Origin of the sequence: Actinoplanes lobatus, assembly GCF_014205215.1 — a bacterium.
Classification (GTDB): Bacteria; Actinomycetota; Actinomycetes; order Mycobacteriales; family Micromonosporaceae; genus Actinoplanes; species Actinoplanes lobatus.
Window position 1 is genome coordinate 9,739,359 of the sequence record NZ_JACHNC010000001.1, and the last position, 23,166, is coordinate 9,762,524.

Sequence of the window (23,166 nt, forward strand, 5' to 3'; positions counted from 1 at the left end):
ATGCACTCGTATTGCAATGGCCGAACGGACATCCCACGACGAGGACGACCGGCCGGCGCCACGCGGGCGCCGGCCGGTCGCCGGTTCGGTCAGCTGATCAGAGCGCCGGGTAGGCGTTCGCCATGAGCTGGGTGAACTGCGCCGGGAACCAGGCTCCGGAGATCGGAGCGCCGGACAGGGAGCCGGTCATGCTGTTGCCGTTACGGGCGTTGCCGGTGTAGGTCGGGTCACACATCCGGTCGAAGCCCTTGCCCTCGTCGTTCTCGATGAGGGTGCTGGAGCCGTCCGACTCACCCGGCGGCTTCACCCAGACGTAGGCGTCGATACCGGAGGCCGGAGCCGCGGTGGGACGCTCGCCGAGACCGGCGCCGGACTGGTTGCACCAGTTGCCGGCGTGGATCCGGCGGTCGATGCGGGACTCGTTGACGTAGGTGTCGACGACCGTCGAGGTGCTCGCCGCGGTGGGCCGGGCCGAGCCGCCCCAGCCGTTGCGGGAGGTGTCGATCAGCATGCCGATGCCCGAGTCGAAGCCGATCGAGACCAGCTTGGTGCGGAACGCCTGGGCGAAGGTCAGCTCGTCGGTGTACTGGTTCCAGTCCACCCACTTCGACTGCCGGACGCTCGTGCCGCCGACCGTGGTGGTCGGCTGGACCCACGGCTCACGCAGAGCCGAGTAGTTGGCGGTGTTGGTGATGAAGCCGTGCACGTTCTTCACGTTGCCGGACGCCTGGGCGGCCTGCAGCATGATGTCGGCGGTCGGGCCGAAGTTCGAGTCCCAGCCGATCCAGCCGTGGTGGGCGGCGTCCACGTAGTTGTAGGTGTTGCCGAGCCCGCCGAGCTTCTGCAGGGCATAGCCGATGCCCTGCACGTACCCGCCGTTGGCCTTCATCGTGTCGCACATCGCCGTGCCGCCGGCCTGGCCGGAGGTGTTGGTGACGAGGTTCGGCAGCGAGTCGATCTCGACGACGTTGATGATCCGCAGGCTCTTGTACTTCGCGTCGCCCTGGATCGCGGCGATCGGGTCGATGTACTCGGCCTTGTACCGCGGCAGGTCGGTCGGGCCCAGCTCACCGTTGGAGGCGAGGGCCGCGCAGTCCCGGCCGGGCAGGTTGTAGATGACGAACTGGATGTAGCCGGCGCCCTGCGTGAGGGCCGCGTCCAGGTGGTCACGTACGCCCATGGCGCCGTTGGAGCTGCTGCCGGAGGTGCCGTTGATGGCGGCGATCCGGTCGATCCAGACGGCGGTCGGGTTGTTGGAGACCCGGCTGCCGCCGGACACCGACTCGGCCTTCGCCTTCCACTCCGGGTTCACGTAGCCCTTGGCCCCGGCGTACGGGTTGTCGACCTTGGTGGTCGGCGACGTCGAGGTCGACGGGGACACCGAGGTCGACGGCGAGGTCGAGGTCGACGGGGACGTCGAGGTGGACGGCGAGGTGGACGGGCTGCCGGTCGAGCCGTTGCAGACCGTGCCGTTCAGCGAGAAGGACGCGGGCGCCGTGTTCGTGCCCGACCAGGTGCCGTTGAAGCCGAAGTTCGCGGTGCCGTTGGTGGGCAGCGAGGTCGCCCACGACGGGTTGGTCGCCGTGACGGCCTGCCCGGACTGGGTGACCGTCGCGCTCCAGGCCTGGGTGATCGTCTGGTTGCCGGGCCAGGTCCACTTCAGGTTCCAGCCGCCGCTGATCGGGTCGCCGAGGTTGGTGACCGTGACGTTGCCGGTGAATCCTGTGTTCCACTGGTTGACCGAATAATCGACGCGACAGCCGGCCGCGGCGCTGGCGCTGGTCGCCACGGCGACGGCGCCGGAAGCGGCGACGACGCCCACGGCGGCGGCCGCCGTGAAGGCCCTGGCACGGGTGGGGATGGGTCTCATGAGGACTCCTCGAGACGGGGACGGCGCGGGAGGCGCCGGGGAACGGTCGGCCAACACATCGGTGGGGATCGCTGGCCGATGTCGACAGCATTCCATGGGAGCGCTCCCAGCGCAATCACTCCGAAACAGTCGGGCAACGCCGATTTCATGGCGCAACAGGATCCCTGCTCGCGGGCATAGTCAGGTGTGACGATCCAGCGCGAGACCCTCTGGCAGAGCGGCGACTCCGACGAGTTCGAGGCCGTGTTCGACCGCTGTTCCCGGGCGGTCTACAACCACGCCTTCCGGCTCACCGGCTCATGGTCGGTCGCGGAGGACGTGACCCAGGCGGTCTTCCTGACCGCCTGGCGGCGCCGGGCCGAGATCCGGCTGGTCGACGGGTCACCGCTGCCGTGGCTGCTCGTCACGGCGAGTCACCACGCCCGCTCCGAGCAGCGCACCCTCACCCGGTGGCGCAACCGCCTGTTCCGGGCGCCGGCCGACGAGATCCTCCCCGATCCGGCCGACGACGTGGCCGGGCGCCTCGACGACGAGCGCCGGATGCGGGAGGTGCTCGCCGCCGTGCGCCGGCTGCCCCGGGCCGAGCGGGAGGCGGTCGCGCTCTGCCTCTGGTCCGGGGTGTCGTATGCCGAGGCGGCGGCCGTTCTGGGAGTCACCGAGTCGACCGTCCGGAGCCGGGTGAGCCGGGCCCGCGCCCGGCTGTCGCGCCAGCTGGCCACCGATCCCGACCCACCCCCGCCGATCGTCCGCCCGCCATCGGTGGGCGCCGCCGTCCCGGTGCGCCCGAACGACCCGGGGCCGCCGGGGACGACGGCATCACTCGCAGCAGGAAGATCACCCAAAGTGACCGCCGCCACCGCTCACCTCCAGGAGGAGTCATGATCACGAAGCTGGACCCACCCGCTGAGCGTGACCTGCCGGCCGCCGGGGCGGCCCGGATGCGGGTCCGTCTACGGTTCGAGATGCACGGGCCGGCGCTCGCCCGGCGCGGGCGGGCCGGCCGGCTGGCCCTGGCCGGGGTGGCCACGCTGGCCGCCGCCGCGGCGGTCGCGACCCCGTTGGTCCGCGACGGGGACCCGCCCACCACGATCGCGATGGGCCCGGGCGAGCTGACCTCCTCGCTGACCGCCACCGCGAAGGCGTGCCTCCACGGCTACCCCGACGGTCCCATGTTCGAGCGGGGGCCCCGGTTCCCCGTCACGGTCGGGGACCTGAGCGTCGCCGTTCAGCACCGGGGCCGGACCGGCGCGCTGTTCCTCACCGATCAGGGTTATGTCGCCTGCAGCCGGGAGGCCGAGCCGGGCCGGGAGGACAGCGGCAGCTTCAGTATCGAGCTCTGGAACGGCACCCGGGACTGGCTTCCCGGCCCCGTCCAGGTCCTCAGCCGCAGTTCGTCGGAGGCCGAAAGCGGCTGGGTGATCGCGGCCGGCCGGATCAGTGGGCGGGTGAGCCGGCTGACCCTGGAGCACGGCACCGGGAGGACGACCGCGGCGCGACTGTCCGGTGGCACGTTCGGGCTGCTCACGAGGACCGACGACGTCCAGCCGACCGCCGAGCTGGTGGCCTACGACAAGGGTGGTCAGGAGGTGTGGCGGGAACGGTTCTTCAAGCCGCTGCTGGGAAGGGACCGGTGCTGGACGGCCCCGGACGGCCGGGTGGTCTACGAGAACCAGTGGCGCCAGGGGAAGGACACGGAGCCCGGTCGTGCCGACGGCGACAGCGGTGCGGTGGTCGACCTGCCCGAGCCGGTCAACACGCCGGAGCCGGCGCCCGAGCACCCCTGCCGGCCCGCGGAGGCGTGGACGCCCTGATCCACCGCCGGCCCGGCTCGACGGGGGCCGGGCCGCGCGTGGCCGGCGTCACGGCCGGATCCGGGTACCGGGTCGCACCCGATTTGCGACCCGGCACACGTCCTCGGCGTCTCAAGCGCGGGCTGCGGTTGCCGACCACTAGGGCCATGAGCGTGGGCAGCGAGATGCACACCGCCGGTCCCGAGGTGGAGGGGCCCAATGGGGCGGTCATGACACCGGATCGGCAGTCGCTTCTGCTGACCGAACTGGTGGGGTTCATGACCAAGGACACCCCTTCGGTGCAGCATGTCCTGGATCTGACGACGCCTCACCTGCGGGACATCGCCGGCCTGACCGCGGCCACCGTCTTCGAGCTGGACTCGGAGACCGGCATGATGACCGTGAGCGCCCGGGTCGGCGAACCCGGCCGCCGTGACCAGATGGTGGCCGGCAAGGTGTTCCGCACCCCGGCCGGTGGCAAGCCGGTGGTCAACGGCGAGCAGATGGCGATCCGTCTGCGCATCGGCGGCCAGACCGTCGGCGTGCTGCTGCTGACCGGCACCGCTCTGGACGAGCTCCAGCTGGACACGATCGCGACGATGTCGCTGCACTTCGCGACCACCCTCCAGGGGCTGGCCGCGGAGAAGCAGCGGCAGTTCGTGGCGCACAGCAGCGCCACCATCCGGGAGCTGTTCGAGCACGGTATGTCGGCCGACAACGTGGAGACCGCCGCCGAGCTGCTGGCCCGCTCGTGCGCGACCGCGTTCCGCACCGAGCACGCGGCGATGCACCTGATCGACGGCGAGGGCCGGATCCGGTACGTGCACGGTGTCGGTTTCCCCGACGAGGTGCACCGGGCGCTCAGCACCAACCTGCTCGGCAAGCGGGCCGCGGAATCACCGGTCTGGTGCAACAGCGCCGAGAAGGGTGAGCCGATGCTGGTCAGTGACGCCGGCACGGCCAAGGTCCGGTCCGGCGGGCTCACCCAGACCATCGGGTTCCGCTCGTTCATCGCGATGCCTCTGCTGTCCGCGCAGGGCCCGGTCGGCATGGTGATGTGCGGTGACTCCAGCGGCACCCGGGACTGGACCGCCCAGGACCGGATCCTGGCCGAGCAGCTCGCCGTCGAGGGCACGCTGATCATGGACAGCGCCCGGATGCGGCAGGCCGCCGAGCTGCACATGAACGAACTGACCCAGCAGGCGTTCCACGACTCGCTGACCGGGCTGCCCAACCGCAAGCAGCTGCTGGACCGGGCCGAGACGGCGGTCGAGATCGCCTCCTCCACCGGCACCCGGGTCGGCCTGCTGCTGCTCGACCTGAACGGATTCAAGCAGGTCAACGACACCGTCGGGCACCACGCCGGCGACGTGCTGCTGCAACTGGTGGCGAAGCGCCTCCAGGGGGTCGTGCGGCGTCCGGACCTGGTGGCCCGCCTCGGCGGCGACGAGTTCTCGGTGCTGCTCACCGGCGACCCGGACGAGAAGGCCGCGATCGCGGTGGGCGAGCGGATCTGCGAGCGGCTCCGGGAGCCGTTCGACATCGAGGGCGAGCCGGTACGGATCGGGGCGAGCATCGGTGTGGCGCTCTTCCCGGACCACGCCACCGAGTTCGAGGCCATGATGCGCGAGGCGGACGCCTACATGTATCAGGCCAAGCGAGGCGGTGGAGGGGTACGCCTGGTCGGCTCCTGACTCGCCATGTCGGCAAACCGGCGCGCGATTCGACCCGTACTGGTAGTTTTCGTGCTGAAACAACACGAAACTACCCCACGGGGAGGATCAACGTGGGCAATACCCGTTTGCTCGCGGCCGGCGGCGCGCTGGCCGCCACGATGGCCGTCGCGGCGCCCGTCGTGACGCTGGACCGGGCGGTCGCCGTCCCGGCGCCGGCTCGCGGGCCGGCGAGCGGTATGGAGTTCTCCGCCCCGCACGGCGAGGTGGAGGCGGGCACCCCGATCGTCCTCAGCGGCCGCGCCGGATACCTGGACCGGACAACCGGCAACGGAGGGCGGGTGGACATCTTCTTCCGCAAGGGGCAGGCCACGCCGAAGGTGTACCTGGGCTCGGCCACGGCCGGCAGCTCGGGCAGGTTCCGCTTCCCGACGCGGGCCAACGCGACCGGCGAATACGTCGCCCACTACCAGCACCGGAAACTGGCGGTCACCGCGGACGCCACCGACTTCCTGGCCGTCTACACGAGCCGGGCGGTGGACCGGAGGCTCTTCTCCTGGACCGCCACCAACCTGTCCTGCCTGCCCACCTGCAAGGCCGTCGGCCCGGATCAGCAGATCAGCGCGGGCCCGGTGAAGGTGAGGCTCGAACGGAAGTGCCTACAGCCGAAGTCGGGCGGCCGGATCGGTTTCACGACCGACCAGAAGAACGCCTACCGGGCCGGCGACCTGGGCTGGCGTGACTTCCCGCAGGGTGACGGGCCGACCGAGTTCGAGCTGAAACCGGCCACCACGAAGGGTCACTTCTACCTCGAGTGGACCAGCGCCACCCCGCCGCAGGGACAGTTCTCCTCCTGCGACATCACCTTCGCCGTCTCGCAGACGAGCATGGACAAGACCTACGTCTGACGCGGCTCCCCGGAGGCGGCCCGGCCGCCTCCGGGAGGTCCTGAAAGGCGTAAAGATCTCCGAGTAGCACAAATCGCGTACCTCCCCCGGTGTGGGCGCACCTAGACTTCGGTCCCATGCTCACCATGCAGGACGCGCTCGCCCGGTTGACCACCTACTGGACGGATCAGGGCTGCCTGGTCGTCCAGCCGATGAACACCGAGGTCGGCGCCGGCACGCTCAACCCGGCCACCTTCCTGCGGGTGCTCGGGCCGGAGCCATGGCGGGTCGTCTACACCGAGCCGTCGGTGCGGCCGGACGACTCCCGTTACGGCGAGAACCCGAACCGGCTACAGACCCACACCCAGCTCCAGGTGATCCTCAAGCCCGATCCGGGCAACCCGCAGGAGCTCTACCTCGGCAGCCTGGCCGCGCTCGGCATCGACGTGACCGCCCACGACGTCCGTTTCGTCGAGGACAACTGGGCCTCCCCCGCGCTCGGCGCCTGGGGTCTCGGCTGGGAGGTCTGGCTGGACGGGCTGGAGATCACCCAGTTCACCTACTTCCAGCAGGCCGGCGGCCTGAACCTCGATCCGGTGAGTGTGGAGATCACTTACGGCATCGAGCGGATCATCATGGCGCTCCAGGACAAGACCCACTTCAAGGAGATCGAGTACTCCCCCGGGGTCAGTTACGGCGAGGTCTTCGGCCAATCCGAGTACGAGATGTCGCGCTATTACCTCGACGACGCCGACATCGAGGCGAACCGGCGACTGCTGGAGATCTACGCCGGCGAGGCGCAGCGCATGATCGACGCCGGCCTGCCCGTCCCGGCCCACTCCTACGTGCTGAAGTGCTCGCAGGCCTTCAACGTCCTGGACGCCCGGGGCGCCGTCTCCACGGCCGAGCGGGCCGCCGAATTCGGCCGGATGCGGCGGCTCGCCGGGGAGGTCGCCAGACTCTGGGTGGATCGCCGCACCGAACTGGAACTGCCGCTCGGCACCGTCGCCCCGCTCGCCCCGGCCCGGCCTGCCGCCGCCGTGCAGACCGGCGACACCGCGCGCACGCTGGTCTTCGAGATCGGCACCGAGGAACTGCCGCCCGCCGAGCTGCGCTCCGCGCGTGAGCAGGTGCAGCGGCTGCTCACCGAGGGTCTGGCGGCCACCCGGCTGGGCCACGGCGAGGTGCGGGTCTTCGGGACGCCGCGCCGGCTCATCGCCGTCGCCACAGCGGTCGCGGCCCGCGAAGAGGATCACGTGCGCACGGTGAAGGGCCCCAAGGTCCAGGCCGCCTACACCGGGGACGGCACCGCCACGAAGGCACTGGAGGGCTTCGCCCGCGGGCAGGGCGTCCCGCTCGCCGACGTCGAGACCGAGGAGGTCGGCGGCGTACCCCATGTGGTGGTCCGGAAGCACGAGGCCGGGCGCGCGGCGCCCGAGGTCCTCGCCGCCGTTCTCGCGCAGGTCGTGACCGGCCTGCGGGCCGCCAAGAACATGCGGTGGAACGATCCGAGGCTGGCCTTCAGCCGGCCGGTCCGCTGGCTGACCGCGCTCTGGGGCGACGACGTCGTGCCGGTGGCCGTCTCCACGCTGGCCGCCGGACGCCGGACGCGGCTGCTGCGCACCGCCGTGCCGCCGGAGACCGAGATCGCCTCGGCCGAGACCTTCCTGGAGACGCTCGGCGTCAACGGCATCGTCGCCGACCACGAGGACCGCCGGGAGCTGATCGTCATCGGCGCCCAGGACCTCGTCTATCCGGACGGGCGGATCGACGTCACGGGCGAGGCCGCGCTGATCGACCAGATCACCGACCTGGTGGAGCAGCCGCTGCCGCTGCTCGGCACCTTCGACGAGGGCTACCTGTCGTTGCCGGACGCGGTGCTGACCACGGTCATGCGCAAGCACCAGCGTTACCTCCCGGTGCGCGACGCCGACGGGAAGCTGCTGCCGATGTTCGTCACCGTGGCGAACGGGCCGGTCGACGTGGAACTCGTCCGCGCCGGGAACGAGGCGGTGCTGCGCGCCCGTTACGAGGACGCGGCCTTCTTCTACCGCGCCGACCAGGCGACGCCGATCGCCGAGATGAAGTCGCACCTGAACCGCCTCACCTTCACCGACAAGCTCGGCTCGATGGCCGACCGGGCCGGCCGGATCGCCGCCCTCGCCCTCTCTGTCGCCGACCGCCTCGAAACCGGTTCACCGGTCCTGCGGAGGGCCGCCGAACTGGTCAAGTTCGACCTCGGCTCGCAGCTGGTCACCGAGATGACCAGCCTGGCCGGGGTGATGGCACGCGACTACGCGCTGCACGCCGGTGAGGACCGGGCCGTGGCGCAGGCGGTGTACGAGGCCGAACTGCCCCGCAACACCGGTGACGAGCTGCCGCGCACGCTGCCGGGCGCGCTGCTGTCGCTGGCCGACCGGCTGGACCTGGTCGCCGGGCTGGCCGCCACCGTGGGCCTGCCGACCGGGTCGAGCGACCCGTTCGCGGTCCGCCGGGCGTTCCTCGGCCTGATCGCGGTGCACCGGGCGACGCCGCGGCTGTCCGGGTTCGACCTCATCGAGGGTCTGGCGCTGGCGGCGGCCGCACAGCCGGTGCCGGTGGCGGACACCGTCCTGGAGGCGTGCGCCGAGTTCCTGACCCGGCGGCTGGAGCAGGTGTTCACCGAGGAGGGGCAGCCGGTCGACCGGGTACGCGCGGTCCTGCCGCACGCCGCCCGGCCGGCGGTCGCCGCCGCCCTGCTGGGACAGCTGCGCGACGCGGTCGGCGATCCGGGCTTCCGGGCCGTCGCCGAGGCGGTGCAGCGGGCGCGCCGGATCGTGCCCGCCGGGACTCCGGCCGGCTACGACGCGGGGCTGCTCAAGGAACCCGCCGAGATCGCGCTGCACGAGGCGGTGACGGCGGTCGCCGTACCGGCCTCGCCGGACGTCACCGCGTTCGTGGCGGCCACCCGGCCGCTCGTGGAACCGGTCGGCCGCTTCTTCGACGAGGTGTTCGTGATGGCCGACGACCTGGCGCTGCGGGCCGCCCGGCTGGGTCTGCTGGCCCGGGTACGGGATCTCGGCGACGGGTTGCTCGACTGGTCCCATCTGCGGTTCTGAGAAATGTCGTAGCCCGGCTCTAGGGTGTGCCGCATGCCGCTCACCTGGGCCGGGCTCGCCCGCCCGTTCAGCCACATCGACAGCGCCGCTCTGACCGCCCTCCTGCTCGGCGCCACCGAGCGGGAGCGGCTGGCGTTCGCCGCCGAGATCGAGCGACGGATCCGGGCCGACGGCGAGGGCCCATGGGAACGGTCGACGAGCCCGGCCGGGCTGTTCGGGCTGACCGTGATCGCCTGCATGCCGACGGCGGCCCGGGCGGCGGCCCTGCTCACCCGCCGGAGCATGCGCGACTGGGGCCGGATCCGGGTCGACCTGTTCCTGGAGATCGCCCGGGCCCGGGAGCTGCCATGGATCGGTGATCTCGGCGTCCGGCTGTGCGGGCGGCTGCCGGCCCGCAATCCGGCGCCGCGGGACTGGGAGTTCGCCGAGGCGCTGCTCATCGAGGGCGGCGCCGAGCCGCCGGTCACCGAGCCGGTGGTGCGCGGCTGGCTGGCGGCGGTCCGGTTCGCCCCGCTCGCCGACCACTTCCGTGCCAGCCCCTGGCTCGACCTGCTGCTGCCCAGCGCCTTCGAGCTCGACGGCCTGTCCGGTGTGGAGGCCAGCTTTCCGTACGCGGTGGCGCAACTGACGGCCGAGGGCCGCCTGGACCGCGCGACCGTCCTGGCCGCCACCGCCGATCGTCTCACCCGCCCCGGGACGGCGTCGGCCCTGCGGCCGTTCGCCCGGCTGCACGACGCCCTGTCCCCGGCGCCCGCCGAGACGGCCCCGCACCTGCCGGTCTATGCCCGGCTGCTGCCGGAGGCCCCGTCCCCGGTCGCCGCGATGGCCCGGGGCGTGCTCCAGGCGCTCGACGACGACGGCCGACTGCCGCTGGAGACCCTGCTGGAGATCGGCGCGGCGACCCTGGTCCGGTCCGAGAAGACCCTGGTGCGGGAGCAGATCGACTGGCTGGACCGCGTGGCCCGGCGGGAGCCGGACCGGGCCGGGGAGATCCTGGAGACGGTCGCCGTCGCGCTCGCCCACCCCTCCCTCGACCTCCAGGAGCGGGCTCTCGGCGTGATCGCGGTCCACCTGGGTGCGGCCGGCCCGGAGACGGTGACCCGGCTGGCGGAGGCCGCCGGTGGCCTGACCGGGACCGTGCGGGCCATGGCCGGTGCACTGCTCGGGCCGGTGCCCGCGGAGCCTCCCGGGGTGGTGGCCACTCCCCCGGCCGGGCGACGGGCGGTCGCGATGCCGCCGCCCATCGGGAGCGCCGCCGAGCTGGCCGAGGAGCTGACCGCGCTGAGGCACGGCGGGAGCGCGGTCCGCTGGGAGCGGGTCATGGCCGGTCTCGTCACGCTGCACCACGCCGGCAAGCTGGCCGGGATGCCCGCCGAGGTGATCCGGATGCTCCCGACCGGGTTCGAGGTCCCCCCGTTCAACGTGCCGGCGGATGTGCTGACCTGGCGGCTCGCCGAGCTGTCGGCCCGGCTCACCGGCAGCCCGGTGCCGGTGCTGCTGGCGACCCCCACCGACGTGTCCGGGAGCATCGGCGCGGGCACCCTGGTCGAGCGGATGGAGCGGCTGGAGGAGGCCGGCCGGGACCCGTGGCCGGTCGACTTCGAGCAGGCGCTGCTGCGGGTGGCCGACACCGGCGACGCCACGGTGCTCGCCCGGGCCGCCGCCCTCGGCTCGCCGGAGGGGGACCGGCTCGCCGGGTGGCTCGGCGCCGCACGGGTCGAGACGGTCGGCACCCGTGTGGAGCAACCGGCCGGACACTACGGGTACGACGCCTGGACCCCGGTCGACACGGGGCCGAAGCTGATCCGCCGGGTCGTCGTCACCATGGCGCCACGACGCGACGACCCGCGACTGCCCCTGCTGGGCCGCCTGCTGTTCACGATCGGGCGGCGGCCGACCGCCCGGGAGGACTACCTGTCGTTCCACCACTGCCCGCCGGAGGTGCTGGCCATGACGCTGCCGCACGACCGGGAGGCGGTCGCGGCGTGGGCGCTGCCGGAGATCGCCGCGCTCGCCGACCGGGACAGCCGGGACGAGACGGCGCTGCCGCTGCTGGGGGACTGCTCCGGGCCGCCCGGTCCGGCCGTGGCCCTCGCCCTGGCGTACGGGCTGGGCGCCCGCCATCAGCCCGGCCGGGCCGCGGCCGTCGACACCTACCTGGCGGTCACCGCCGGGACCGGACCGCCTCCCGCGGCCGCCGGCACCTGTCCGGGGGTCACCGCCGGGGCCGGACCGCTGCCCGCGGCGGTCGGCGCCGAGCTGGGTGACCTGTGCGCCGACGGCGCCGTGAAACTGACCCGGGTGGTGCCCGCGCTGGCCGACGCCCACGCGGCCGGAGCGTCCGCGGCCGTCTGGGAGACGATCACCGGAGCCCTGCCGCCGCTGCTGAAAGCCACGCCCCGCGGCCTGCCCGACCTTCTGGAGCTGGCCACCCGGGTGGCGTCGCAGCTCGGGAGGCGGGGCGAGGTCCCCGGACTCGGCACCCTGGCCGAGCGCGGTGGCGGAGCCCGGCTGACCCGGGAGGCGAAGCGCCTCCGGACCACCCTCACCGGACCGTTAGGTTGATCGACATGCTGACCTGGGACGTCCTCGATCGACATGTCCGCGAGGGCGACGACGAGACGGCCACCGCCCTGCTGCTCGCCGCCGGGGAGAAGGAACGGCTGGCGTTCGCGGCGGAGCTCACCGCGCGGATCCGCGCGGAGCGGGACGACTGGTGGCGGCGATCCCGGCATCCGGCCGGGCTCTACGCGCTGGCCGTCATCGCGTGCGCCCCGTCGGCGGCCCGGGCCGCCGGCCTGCTCTCCCGCCCGGAGATGCGCCGGTGGAACGAGATCCCCGTCGACCGGTTCCTGGAGATCTCCCGCGCCCGTGGGCTGACCTGGACCGGTGATCTCGGGGTGCGGCTCTGCGCCAAGATCCCGTCCGACGGGCTCTGGCCCCGGGAGTGGCGGTTCGTGGCAGCCCTGCTCGACGAGGGCCGGGCCGAACCGCCGGTCACCGAGGGTGTCGTCCGCTCCTGGCTCGACGCGCTCATCGACAGCCGGCTCGCCGAGTCGGCCGATGTGCGCTTCCTGCATCTGCTGCTGCCGGCCGTCTTCGAGATCGACGGCCTCGGCAGCTCGGTCATGGCCCACACCGGGGACTCGCGACCCGGCTTGGCCACGGTCCTGACCCGGCTCATCGAGGACGGGCGGACCGATCGGGCGAAGGTGCTGGAGATGACCGTGGACCGGCTCGTCCGCGGCGACCGGCCGGCGAGCCTGCGGGAGTTCGCCGTGCTGCACGAGGCGCTGGTCCCGGCACCCGGCGAGATGGCCGCGCACATCTCCGGCTACACACGCCTGCTCGGCTCGGCGCCGTCCGTGGTGGCCGGGCTCGCGCAGCGGTGCCTGCGGGCCGTCGACGACGCCGGGCTGCTACCCGTGGAGACGCTGCTGGAAGCGACCGCCGAGGTCCTGGTGCGGACCGAGCGGACGCTGGTCAGGACACAACTCACCTGGCTCGGCCGGGTGGCCCGCCGTGAACCGGACCGGGCCGCGGAGATCGCGGAGACGGCGGCGGTGGCGTTCGGGCATCCGGCCCTGGACGTGCAGGAGCGGGCGCTCGGCCTGGTGCAGCGGGTTCTGCCCGCGTCCGCGTCCACGGCGGGCGCAGACATGGACCCCGCCATGGCAGGGCAGGCCACGCCGGCCGCCGTGGGTGGGTCCGGGCCGGTCACGATGCCGCCGCCGATCACGGGCGCCGCCGAGTTGGCGGAGGAGGTGTCCGTGCTGTTCGAGGCGGAGGACGCCGTCCGGTGGGAGCGGGTTCTGGCCGGGCTGGTCACCGTGCACAGAGGTGGCGACACCGCCGCGCTGGGGCCGGTGCTGGACCGGCACGACGGCCGGCATCGGTTCCACCCCAAGATGATCTACCTGTTGGAAGCGTTCCGGGTCCTTCTCGGACGGCCCGAGCGGGACGACGACGTCCGGTGGCGGATGGCCGGGGTGGTGCAGGCCGCCCTTCCCGACAGCAGCCGCCCTCGGTCGTCCGCGAGTTCGCCCGCGGACCTGCTGCCACTCCGGATCGGGGAGCTGGCGCTGCGGCAGGCCGCACAACCGGTGCCACTGCTGCTGGCCACACCGACCGACGTCACCGGCGCGATCGACGCCGGTGTCCTGGTGGACCGGCTGGCCCGGCTGGAGGCGGCCGGTCTGACACCGTGGCCGATCGACTTCGAGCAGGCGCTGTTGCGGGTCGGTCCCGCCGCCGGCACGGAGGTGACCGGGCGGGCCGCGGCGCTCACCTCCGCCCGGGGGCGGCAGCTGGCCGCGTGGCTGGCCGCGGGCGGTCTGCCCGACCCGGTCAGCAGCCGCAAGGTGCAGTGCAACCGTGGGCCGGACGGCGAGATCGTGATGCGGCGGGTGCTGACCGAACTGGAGTCCGCCCGCACCGGAGACGACGGCCTCCGGTTGGAGGGTCTGTTCCTTCCGTTACGGAGGGCAGACCATCCCCGCTACTTCGGCGACCGTGGCTACCGTCCGGACATCCTGGCCATGGCGCTCCCCCGGCATCGTGAGGTGATCGCCGCCTGGGCTCTGCCCGACCTGGCGGGCCTGGCCGATCAGGACGCCCGCGACGCCTCGCTGCTTCCCCTGCTCGCCGACGCGGGCGGCCCGGCCGGCCCGGCGATGACGCTGGCCGTCACCTACGGCCTCGCGGCACGCCACGAGGCCGACCGGATCGCGGCCGTCGACGCCTTCCTGGTCCTGGCCTCCGAAACACCCGGCGCCGGGTTCGGGGACGACACCCCGGCCGAGGGCGCCGACCCGGCGGGGGCGCGTGCCGAGAGCGCCCAGCCGGCGGGGACGCGGGCCGAGAGCGCCCAGCCGGCGGGGACGCCGGCCGGGGCCGCCCACAGGTCGTTCGCCGCCCGGGTCGGGGCGGAACTGGGCGATCTCGGCGCGGACGGCACGATCAAGCTGGGCCGGGCGGTGTCCGCCCTGGCCGGGGCCCACCAGGCCGGGGCCTCGGCCGCAGTCTGGGAAGTGCTGGCCACAGCGCTGGCTTGGCTGTTGCCGACCGCGCCGAGAGGCCTACCGGACATGATCGAGCTGGCCACCCGCGTCGCCGCGGCCGTCGGCGCCCGGGCCACGATCCCAGGACTGGCGGAGGCCGCCGGGCGACCAGGCAGCAGCCGCCTGACCCGGGAGGCGAAACGCCTGCACGCGACCGTCACCCGCTGACCACGCCGGGCCGGATCCGGCCACCGGGGTCGGCCCTGGCCTCGGCACCCGGCGGGACGAGAGCGGGGATGACCATTGACCCGGCGTTCGCGGACGCGCCATGAGATCGTCGCCTGGGTGACGGATCGGTCACGTCGACTCTCAACGGGCATCCGGCGATCTCCGCCGGAAAAGTTCTTCCGGCGGGTGGCGCCGGGTGGTGGTTCCGGCATCGCGGCCGGACCGAGTTCGTGGAGGAGAACGTGGCAGATCGCCGTCAGGTGCTGCGCTTCGGCGCTGTCGCCGCCGCCGCTCCGGCGCTGGCCGGGGCCGCTTCCGCGCCCGCATGGGCCGGCGGCGACGGCAGCACCCGGAACCGGGCCCTGGTGGTGGGCCACCGTGGCGCGTCCGGTTACCGGCCCGAGCACACGCTGGCGTCGTACGAGCTGGCCGCACGGATGGGCGCCGACTACATGGAACCCGACCTGGTGATCACCAAGGACGGTGTCCTGGTGTGCCGGCACGAGCCGGAGATCGGCGGCACCACCGATGTGGCGTCGCGGGCCGAGTTCGCCGACCGGAAGAGGACGGTCGTCCTCGACGGGGTGAGCGTCACCGGCTGGTGGACCCAGGATTTCACGCTCGCCGAGCTGAAGACGCTGCGTGCGGTCGAGCGGATTCCGGCGGTCCGTCAGCGGAACACGCTGTACGACGGCCGGTTCGAGGTGCCGACCTTCCAGGAGGTGCTGGACCTGCGCCGGCGGTTGTCGAAGGAGCTGGACCGGGATCTGGGCGTGTTCCCGGAGACCAAGCACCCGACCTTCTTCCAGCGGCTCGGCCTGGAGCTGGAGAAGCCGCTGGTCCGGGCGCTGCGCCGCAACAGCCTGGACCGGCGGGGCGCGAAGGTGTTCATCCAGTCGTTCGAGGCGGCCAACCTGCGGACGCTGGCCGACGAGCACCGGGTCGACGTGCCGCTGGTGTTCCTGAGCAGCGCGTCGGGCAGCCCGTTCAACGATCCGCGCAGCTACGCCGACTACCTGACGCCGGGTGGGCTCAAGGAGCTGTCCGCGTTCGTGGACGGTCTCGGCCCGGAGAAGGGGCAGATCATCCCGCGTAGGGCGGACGGCACTCTCGGCACGCCGACCAGCCTGGTCGGCGACGCGCACGCGGCCGGGCTCCGGGTCGTGCCGTACACGTTCCGCGCGGAGAACTCGTTCCTCCCGGCCGAGCTGCGGGTGGGCACCGACGTCAGCGCCTACGGTCGGGCGATCGACGAGCAGGTGACGTTCTTGCGGACCGGGATCGACGGCATCTTCACCGACAATCCGGACATCGGCGTCCTGGCCCGCAGCCTGGCCTGACCGCACACTCGTGCCCGGACGGCCGTTCCGTCCGGCCGCCGGGTTGAGGAGGAACGGACCGCTCAAGCCCGGCGGGCGCGGCACGGCCGTGCGGGCGCACCCGGCTCGCGGGTGCGCCACGGTTCGCCGCCGTCGCTGTGAGGGCGTTCGTCCCGTACCGGAAATGGGTTTGAAAGCGACAACGGCCCGCGGCCGCAACGCCCGGTGGACGACGAAGGCCCCGGCGCGAAAACGCCGGGGCCTTCGTCGCCACCGCTACTTCTCGACGAGCGTCGGGTAGAGGTGCGAGAAGTCGAGCTTGTAACCGAATCCGCTGGCCACGATGAACGTCAGGCCGAGCAGCACGCCGAGGACGACCACCGCGAACAGGGCGTAGCCGAGGACCGTGCCGAGCGGGCGCCGGGTGCCGGCGGTGACGCCGCTGGTGTTGACGGACGCCTCGCCGGCGCCCCAGGCGAGGGAGCGGATGCCGAGGGCGAAGAGGATCGGCAGGCCGGCGCCGAGGGCGAGGCCGGCGAGCAGGACCTGCCACGCGCCGGTGAGCGCGAAGTCGAGGTTGTGCATGTCCCGGCCTTTCAGTTCGCCGCGGTGGCGGGGATCGGGGTGACGGGCTGGCCGGCCGGGGCGTCCCAGTCGTCGTTGACGTTGTCGTGGTCGACCCGTCCGGAGCGGGAGCGAAGGTACATCGCGCCGGAGGCGGCGACCAGGAGGGCGAAGACCACCAGGGCGCCGGCCATACCGCCGACGGCGTCGCCGACGTACCACATCGCGGCGCCGACGAGGCCGGCCGAGGGAAGGGTGATCATCCAGGCCAGGACCATCCGGCCGGCGACCGCCCAGCGGACCGTGGCGCCGGGACGGCCGAGACCGGAACCGATCACCGAGCCGGTGGCCACGTGGGTGGTGGAGAGCGCGAAGCCGAGGTGGCTGGAGGCCAGGATGACCGCGGCGGCGCCGGACTGCGCGGCGGTGCCCTGCGGCGGGGTGATGTCGGTGATGCCCTTGCCGAGGGTGCGGATGATGCGCCAGCCGCCCAGGTAGGTGCCGAGCGCGATGGCCAGCGCCGCGGAGACCTTGACCCACAGCGGGATGTTCTCCAGGTCGTCCCAGTGACCGCTGGCGATCAGGGCGAGGGTGATCACGCCCATGGTCTTCTGGGCGTCGTTGGTGCCGTGCGCCAGGGAGACGAGCGAGGCGCTGCCGATCTGGCCCCAGCGGAAGCCCTTCTCGGTGAACCGCGCGGCCACCCCGGCAGTGATCTTGAAGATGACCCAGGTGCCGGCCACGGCGACGAGGCCCGCGATGACCGGGGAGATGACGGCGGGCAGGAGCACCTTGCCCACGACGCCGTCGAGCTTGGAGCCGTCGCCGTTCCAGTTGACGCCGGCCACGCCGAGACCGGCGAGGGTGGCGCCGATCAGGCCGCCGAAGAGGGCGTGCGACGAGCTGGATGGCAGGCCGAAGAGCCAGGTGAGCAGATTCCAGACGATGCCACCGACTAGGCCGGCCAGGATGATCAGCAACAGTCCGCTGCCGCCGTCGGCGAGGAGTTCCGCCTTGGGCGCGCCGCTCTTGTCCTGGATCTTGACAACGGCATTGGTGACGGTCAGCGCGACTTCCACGGAGAGGAAGGCGCCGACCAGGTTCAGGACACCGGACAGAGCGACGGCCGTTTTGGGCCGGAGCGCCTTGGTCGCGATGGAGGTGGCCATCGCGTTGGCGGTGTCATGGAACCCGTTGGTGAAATCGAAGGCCAGGGCCGTGATGACCACCAGCGCCAAGATCACGGATGTTTCTGTCACGCCGTGATCGTGACCGAGTTACGGGCCCACTGCCATACCCCCAACGGAACATGTACAAGGTTCGGCCCTCGTTAACCTTACGTTTCCCAAATATCACCCCTCGGTGACCGAAGAATTACTCTTCGCGTCCGCCGGTGGACGCTGGATGAACAAAACTTTAGGCTCGGCACGGCGGAAACCCGGCAAAGGATCATATGTCGCATCGGGGTGGTGGGTTCGGACCGTCGCTCCCGCCGAGGGCCCGGCACGGCCCGCCGGCCGCTGGCGCGTCCAGAACGCGGGCCGCACCGTGCGACGTGCGTGAGCGGTTGCGCCCGAAAAGGCCCAGCCGGCTCGGCCTAGGCGATCCGGGACTCGGCGTCGGCCGTGGCGATCGCGCCGGACAGGATCGCGAGCCCCTCCCGGGCCTCGTCCTCGGTGAGGGTGAGGGGCGGGCCGATCCGGAGCACGTTGCCGTACAGACCCCCCTTGCCGACCAGCAGGCCACCCTCCCGGCAGAGGTCGAAGACCCGCAGCGTGGCCGCCGGGTCCGGCTCGGTGGTGCCGGGCCGGACGAACTCCAGCCCGATCATCAGGCCCCGCCCGCGCACCTCGGCCAGGATCCCGTACGACAGCGCCCGCAGCCCACCGAGCAGGATCCCGCCGACCCGCCGCGCGTTGCCCTGGAGGTCGTGATCGAGCACGTAGTCGAGTACCGCGTTGCCGGCGGCCGCGCTGACCGGGTTGCCGCCGAAGGTGGAGAAACTGACCGCCGGGACCGCGTTCATCACCTCGGCCCGGCCGACCACGCCGCCGAGCGCGAACCCGTTGCCGATGCCCTTGGCGAAGGTGATCAGATCCGGGGTGACGCCGTGCGCCTGGTAGCCCCAGAAGTGGTCGCCGGTCCGCCCCCAGCCGGTCTGCACCTCGTCGGCGATGAGCAGGATCCCGTGTTCGGCCAGCACCTTCCGGTACGCCCCGAGCAGCCCGTCCGGCCCGTGCACGAACCCGCCCACACCCTGGACCGGCTCGGCGATCAGGGCGGCCACGTCCCCGGCGGTGACCGTGGCGAGGACCTCCCGCAGGTCGTCGACGGCCGCCTCGATCAGGTCGGCGTCGGTCAGCCCGGCCATCCGCCCGCGCAGCCGGTCGGCGGAGGCCAGCCAGTTCACCGACAGTGGACTCAGTGAGCTGGACGACCAGCTGCGGTGCCCGGTGACCGCCATGGTCGCGAAGGTCCGGCCGTGATAGCTGTTCTTGATCGCCAGGATCTGGTTGGACCGCCGTACGTTCGTGGCCATGAGCAGCGCCGACTCGTTGGCCTCGGTGCCCGAGTTGGTGAAGAAGACCCGCGCGTCCGGGATGCCGGAGAGCCGGGCGATCTTCTCGGCCAGCTCGACCTGCCGCCGGATCAGGTAGAGCGTGGAGGTGTGCGCGACGCCGGTGCCGATCTGGGCGCGGACCGCGTCGCTGATCTCGGCCACGTCGTAGCCGATCATCGTGGTCAGCACCCCGCCGAAGAAGTCGAGGTAGGTGCGGCCGCCGGCGTCGGTGACCCGGCGCCCACTCCCGGAGACGATCTCCAGCGCGTCGTCGCCGTAGTAGACGGGCATCCAACCGGGCATCACCGCCCGGTGACGGTCGAGCAGACTCATCGATGGCCTCCCTTGTCGTGAAGTCCCCTAGCGCCATCCGGATGGGTGCGCGAGGTCCCGCCGGCCGCTGCCGCGGGTGGTCTCCGAGGTGGCCGCCGCGAGCACGTCGGCCAGTTCGCCGTAGCCGTCGGCGACCAGTCCCGCGGTGATCCGCAGGTGGTCGCCGGGCAGCGGGGTGACGCAGAACGGGGCGCCGGGCGCGGCCGCGATCCCGTTGGCGGCCAGCGCGACCATGGCGTTCTGCTGGTCGGGGACCGGCAGCCAGAGGTTTATCCCGTCGGTCGCCTGGGTGGTCACCCCGCGTTCGGCGAGCGCGGCCGACAGCGCGGCCCGGCGGTACGCGTACGCCTCCCGCGCGGCCGCCACCTGTGCCGTGACGTCCGGGTCGGTGAGCAGGTCGAGCAGCACGCCCTGGAGCAGCCGGCTGGACCAGCCGGGCCCGAGCAGCCGCCGGTCGGCGACCGCGTCGAGCACGTGGGCGGGCCCGCCGACCGCCGCGAGCCGCAGGTCCGGTCCGTGGCTCTTGGAGAAGCTGGCCACGTGCACGGTCCGGTCGGGCAGGTAGCGGCCGAGGCTGACCGGCGGGGCGGTGGCGATGTCGCCGGCGTGGTCGTCCTCGACCACGAGCAGGTGCGGCGCCTCCAGCAGGACGTTGGCGAGCAGCGCGGCCCGGGACTCGTCCATGCTGGCGCCGGTCGGGTTGTGGGCCCGCGGCTGGAGGAAGAGGGCGACCGCCCGGTAGCCGCGGACGGCCCGCAGCAGCTCGTCCGGGATGATGCCGGAGGCGTCCATCGGCACCCCGACGACGGTGGCGCCGACCGCCTGGAGCAGGTCGAGCAGCGGCGGGAAGGCCGGGTTCTCGACGAGGACGTGGTCGCCGTACCGCAGCACCGCCCCGGCCACCCGGTCGAGCGCGTCCATGGCGCCGTCCACCACGGTGAGCCGCTCCGGCGGGTACGGCCACCGCTGCCGCAGCACCTCGTCCAGTCCGGGCAGCACCGGCGGGTCGAGGTAGCTCCCGGCCCACCGGCCGTCGCCGATCCGGCGCAGCGCCACGTCGAGCGACGGCAGCAGCAGCGGGTCGGGCACACCGGTGGACAGGTCCCGTGGCAGGCCGATCCGGGCCCCGCTGAGCTGGGCGTACCGCAGTCGTGCGCGGGGCGGCAGCGGCCCGGACACGAAGGTCCCGGAGCGGCCGCGGGTCTGGATGGCCCCGGCGAGGATGAGGTTGCGCCACGCCTCGCTGACCGTCGTCGGGCTGACGCCGAGCCCGCCGGCCACCGTGCGGACGGTGGGCAGCCGGGCCCCGGCGGGCAGCCGGCCGGAGGTGATCAGACGGCTCACCGCCGCCGCGATGCCCCGGGCGCTTCTGTCCTGAACCGCCCCGGTGATCAGCGTCAGCAAATTATCGTCTCCGAAACATTCCGTAACGTACGGGCAATTGTCCGCCATCAGGTGTGTCGTTAGTGTCCTACGGCATCCGACGCCGACAAGCAACCCCTGGCGCGGGACCCAGAACGAGGAGTAAACACACGATCACAGGCGCTTCGAGGCGCACTGCGCGTGCCAGAAGATCAAATAGAGAGGGGCCGCAATGACGACCGGAGTCGTCCGCGCCGCCCTCGTCCAGACCACCTGGACGGGCGACAAGGAATCCATGATCAAAGCCCACGAGGACTACGCTCGTGAGGCCGCCGCCCGGGGCGCGAAGGTGATCTGCTTCCAGGAGCTCTTCTACGGCCCGTACTTCTGCCAGGTCCAGGACGCCGCCTACTACGAGTACGCCGAATCCGTCCCGGGCCCGACGACCGAGCGTTTCCAGGCGCTCGCCGCCGAACTGGGAATGGTCATGATCCTGCCGATGTACGAGCAGGAGCAGCCCGGCGTCCTCTACAACACCGCGGCCGTCGTCGACGCCGACGGCAAATACCTCGGTAAATACCGCAAGAACCACATCCCGCAGGTGAAGGGGTTCTGGGAGAAGTTCTACTTCCGTCCCGGAAACCTGGGTTATCCGGTCTTCGACACCGCGGTCGGGAAGGTCGGCGTCTACATCTGTTACGACCGGCATTTCCCCGAGGGCTGGCGCGCGCTCGGCCTGGGCGGCGCGCAGATCGTGTTCAACCCGTCGGCCACCAGCCGCGGTCTCTCCTCCTACCTGTGGCAGCTGGAGCAGCCGGCCAGCGCCGTGGCGAACGAGTACTTCATCGGCGCCATCAACCGGGTGGGCGTCGAGGAGCTGGGTGACAACGACTTCTACGGACAGACGTACTTCGTCGATCCGGAGGGTAAGTTCGTCGGTGAGGTGGCGGACACCCACAATCCCGAGCTGATCGTTCGTGACCTGGACCTGAGCCTGCTCGGCACGGTCCGGGACCGCTGGCAGTTCTTCCGCGACCGCCGCCCCGACTCCTACGACGGGCTGGTGGCGCCGTGACCACGCTGATCAGGGGCGGAACCGTCGTCGGCCCCACCGGCCCGGTGAAGGCCGACGTCCTCATCGACGGTGAGACCATCGCGGCGATCTTCGCGCCCGGGCAGGCCCCGGACGGACCGGAGGTCATCGACGCCACCGGGAAGTACGTCATCCCGGGCGCCGTCGACGCCCACACGCACATGGAGCTGCCGTTCGGCGGCACCCACGCGAGCGACACCTTCGACACCGGCACCAGGGCGGCCGCGATCGGCGGGACGACCACGATCATCGACTTCGCGGTGCAGCGGTACGGCGAGGTGGTGCAGGACGGGCTGGCCGCCTGGCACGGCAAGGCCGACGGCAACTGTCACATCGACTACGCCTTCCACATGATCCTCGGCGGGGTGGACGACGAGTCGCTCAAGGCCATGGATCAGCTGGTGGCCGGTGAGGGCATCTCCAGCTTCAAGCTCTTCATGGCGTACCCCGGGGTGTTCTACTCCGACGACGGGCAGATCCTGCGCGCCATGCAGAAGGCGCGGGACAACGGCGCCATGATCATGATGCATGCGGAGAACGGGCCGGCCATCGACGTCCTGGTCAAGCAGGCCCTGGAACGCGGTGAGACGGACCCGGTCCACCACGGTCTGACCCGCCCGCAGGAGCTGGAGGCGGAGGCCACCAGCCGGGCCATCTGGCTGGCGAGCGTGGCCGCGGACTGCCCGCTCTACATCGTGCACCTGTCCGCGTCGAAGGCTCTGGAGCAGGTCCGCAATGCCCGTGACCTGGGCCGGAACGTGTTCGCCGAGACCTGCCCGCAGTACCTCTACCTGACCCTGGAGGACCAGCTCGGCGCGCCCGGCTTCGAGGGCGCCAAGTGGGTCTGCTCGACGCCGCTGCGGTCCAAGCACGAGACGCACCGCGCCGATCTGTGGCAGGGCCTGCGCACCAACGACCTGTCGGTGGTGTCGACCGACCACTGCCCGTTCTGCTTCAAGGACCAGAAGGAGCTGGGCCTCGGCGACTTCTCCAGGATCCCGAACGGGATCGGCGGTGTCGAGCACCGGGTGGACCTGCTCTACCAGGGCGTCGTCGACGGCAAGTTGTCGCTGGCCCGCTGGGTGGAGACGATCGCGACCACCCCGGCGCGGATGTTCGGCCTCTACCCGCGCAAGGGGATCATCGCCCCCGGCTCGGACGCCGACATCGTCCTGTACGACCCGAACGGGCGTACCCGGATCAGCGCCGAGACGCACCACATGAACATGGACCACTCTGCGTGGGAGGGCTGGGAGATCGATGGCCGCGTCGACACGGTCATCGCCCGCGGCGAGGTGATCGCCTCCGGCGGCGAGTACACCGGGCGGGCCGGCCGCGGCCGCTATCTCAAGCGCGGCCTCAGCGACTACCTGCTCTAGAAAGGGGTGG

General features: G+C 72.2%; 15 protein-coding genes. 10 read left to right on the forward strand and 5 right to left on the reverse strand.

Annotation, left to right across the window (positions count from 1 at the left end; genetic code table 11):
* Nucleotides 1–97: 97 nt before the first annotated feature.
* Nucleotides 98–1,870 carry a glycoside hydrolase family 6 protein gene (locus BJ964_RS44270; RefSeq protein WP_188126242.1) on the reverse strand — a complete coding sequence of 591 codons (1,773 nt, stop codon included), beginning with the start codon at nt 1,868–1,870 and terminating at the stop codon, nt 98–100.
* 186 nt (nt 1,871–2,056) lie between these two features.
* On the opposite strand from BJ964_RS44270, the gene BJ964_RS44275 reads away from it, so the two are divergent.
* From BJ964_RS44275 to BJ964_RS44310, 8 genes are all read left to right on the forward strand, one after another.
* Nucleotides 2,057–2,752 carry an RNA polymerase sigma factor gene (locus tag BJ964_RS44275; RefSeq protein ID WP_203832694.1) on the forward strand — a complete coding sequence of 232 codons (696 nt, stop codon included), beginning with the start codon at nt 2,057–2,059 and terminating at the stop codon, nt 2,750–2,752.
* Nucleotides 2,749–3,681: a hypothetical protein gene (locus tag BJ964_RS44280; protein ID WP_188126243.1), complete on the forward strand. Its 933-nt coding sequence runs from the start codon at nt 2,749–2,751 to the stop codon at nt 3,679–3,681. The genes BJ964_RS44275 and BJ964_RS44280 overlap by 4 nt, the downstream gene beginning before the upstream one ends.
* A gap of 209 nt (nt 3,682–3,890) precedes the next feature.
* A complete protein-coding gene (locus BJ964_RS44285) occupies nt 3,891–5,354 on the forward strand; it encodes a sensor domain-containing diguanylate cyclase (RefSeq protein WP_229807140.1) in 1,464 nt (487 codons plus the stop codon).
* Nucleotides 5,355–5,446: 92 nt separating this feature from the next.
* Complete coding sequence (locus tag BJ964_RS44290) at nt 5,447–6,241, forward strand: hypothetical protein (protein WP_188126245.1); 795 nt, start codon at nt 5,447–5,449, stop codon at nt 6,239–6,241.
* A gap of 116 nt (nt 6,242–6,357) precedes the next feature.
* Nucleotides 6,358–9,318, forward strand: a complete 2,961-nt coding sequence (locus BJ964_RS44295) for a glycine--tRNA ligase (protein ID WP_188126246.1) — start codon at nt 6,358–6,360, stop codon at nt 9,316–9,318.
* 33 nt (nt 9,319–9,351) lie between these two features.
* Nucleotides 9,352–11,883, forward strand: a complete 2,532-nt coding sequence (locus BJ964_RS44300; RefSeq protein ID WP_188126247.1) for a DUF6493 family protein — start codon at nt 9,352–9,354, stop codon at nt 11,881–11,883.
* A 5-nt stretch (nt 11,884–11,888) separates the two neighbouring features.
* Nucleotides 11,889–14,546 carry a DUF6493 family protein gene (locus BJ964_RS44305; RefSeq protein WP_188126248.1) on the forward strand — a complete coding sequence of 886 codons (2,658 nt, stop codon included), beginning with the start codon at nt 11,889–11,891 and terminating at the stop codon, nt 14,544–14,546.
* A 242-nt stretch (nt 14,547–14,788) separates the two neighbouring features.
* Nucleotides 14,789–15,886, forward strand: coding sequence for a glycerophosphodiester phosphodiesterase (locus BJ964_RS44310; protein WP_188126249.1), 1,098 nt, complete (start codon nt 14,789–14,791; stop codon nt 15,884–15,886).
* A gap of 255 nt (nt 15,887–16,141) precedes the next feature.
* On the opposite strand, the gene BJ964_RS44315 is transcribed toward BJ964_RS44310, so the two are convergent.
* The 4 genes from BJ964_RS44315 to BJ964_RS44330 form a co-directional block, all read right to left on the reverse strand.
* Nucleotides 16,142–16,450: a hypothetical protein gene (locus tag BJ964_RS44315; protein WP_188126250.1), complete on the reverse strand. Its 309-nt coding sequence runs from the start codon at nt 16,448–16,450 to the stop codon at nt 16,142–16,144.
* Nucleotides 16,451–16,461: 11 nt separating this feature from the next.
* Complete coding sequence (locus tag BJ964_RS44320) at nt 16,462–17,688, reverse strand: inorganic phosphate transporter (protein WP_188126251.1); 1,227 nt, start codon at nt 17,686–17,688, stop codon at nt 16,462–16,464.
* A 338-nt stretch (nt 17,689–18,026) separates the two neighbouring features.
* Complete coding sequence (locus BJ964_RS44325; RefSeq protein ID WP_188126252.1) at nt 18,027–19,322, reverse strand: aspartate aminotransferase family protein; 1,296 nt, start codon at nt 19,320–19,322, stop codon at nt 18,027–18,029.
* A gap of 27 nt (nt 19,323–19,349) precedes the next feature.
* The gene (locus BJ964_RS44330; RefSeq protein ID WP_262479434.1) at nt 19,350–20,774 is read right to left on the reverse strand and encodes an aminotransferase class I/II-fold pyridoxal phosphate-dependent enzyme; all 1,425 of its coding nucleotides are present in this window, start codon (nt 20,772–20,774) and stop codon (nt 19,350–19,352) included.
* A gap of 142 nt (nt 20,775–20,916) precedes the next feature.
* Between BJ964_RS44330 and BJ964_RS44335 the strand changes: the two genes are divergently transcribed.
* On the forward strand, nt 20,917–21,759 hold the full coding sequence (locus BJ964_RS44335) for a nitrilase-related carbon-nitrogen hydrolase (RefSeq protein ID WP_188126254.1): 843 nt from the start codon (nt 20,917–20,919) through the stop codon (nt 21,757–21,759).
* Entirely contained in the window at nt 21,756–23,156 is a 1,401-nt protein-coding gene (hydA, locus tag BJ964_RS44340; RefSeq protein ID WP_188126255.1) for a dihydropyrimidinase, read from the forward strand. Before BJ964_RS44335 ends, hydA begins: the two co-directional genes overlap by 4 nt.
* Nucleotides 23,157–23,166: the final 10 nt, after the last annotated feature.

What these genes read in the sequence shown, in the direction of transcription:
- BJ964_RS44270 (WP_188126242.1), bottom strand. Translation starts at nt 1,870, where the DNA reads ATGAGACCCATCCCCACCCGTGCCAGGGCCTTCACGGCGGCCGCCGCC.
- BJ964_RS44280 (WP_188126243.1), top strand. Translation starts at nt 2,749, where the DNA reads ATGATCACGAAGCTGGACCCACCCGCTGAGCGTGACCTGCCGGCCGCC.
- BJ964_RS44285 (WP_229807140.1), top strand. Translation starts at nt 3,891, where the DNA reads ATGACACCGGATCGGCAGTCGCTTCTGCTGACCGAACTGGTGGGGTTC.
- BJ964_RS44295 (WP_188126246.1), top strand. Translation starts at nt 6,358, where the DNA reads ATGCTCACCATGCAGGACGCGCTCGCCCGGTTGACCACCTACTGGACG.
- BJ964_RS44300 (WP_188126247.1), top strand. Translation starts at nt 9,352, where the DNA reads ATGCCGCTCACCTGGGCCGGGCTCGCCCGCCCGTTCAGCCACATCGAC.
- BJ964_RS44305 (WP_188126248.1), top strand. Translation starts at nt 11,889, where the DNA reads ATGCTGACCTGGGACGTCCTCGATCGACATGTCCGCGAGGGCGACGAC.
- BJ964_RS44315 (WP_188126250.1), bottom strand. Translation starts at nt 16,450, where the DNA reads ATGCACAACCTCGACTTCGCGCTCACCGGCGCGTGGCAGGTCCTGCTC.
- BJ964_RS44325 (WP_188126252.1), bottom strand. Translation starts at nt 19,322, where the DNA reads ATGAGTCTGCTCGACCGTCACCGGGCGGTGATGCCCGGTTGGATGCCC.
- BJ964_RS44330 (WP_262479434.1), bottom strand. Translation starts at nt 20,774, where the DNA reads ATGGCGGACAATTGCCCGTACGTTACGGAATGTTTCGGAGACGATAAT.
- BJ964_RS44335 (WP_188126254.1), top strand. Translation starts at nt 20,917, where the DNA reads ATGACGACCGGAGTCGTCCGCGCCGCCCTCGTCCAGACCACCTGGACG.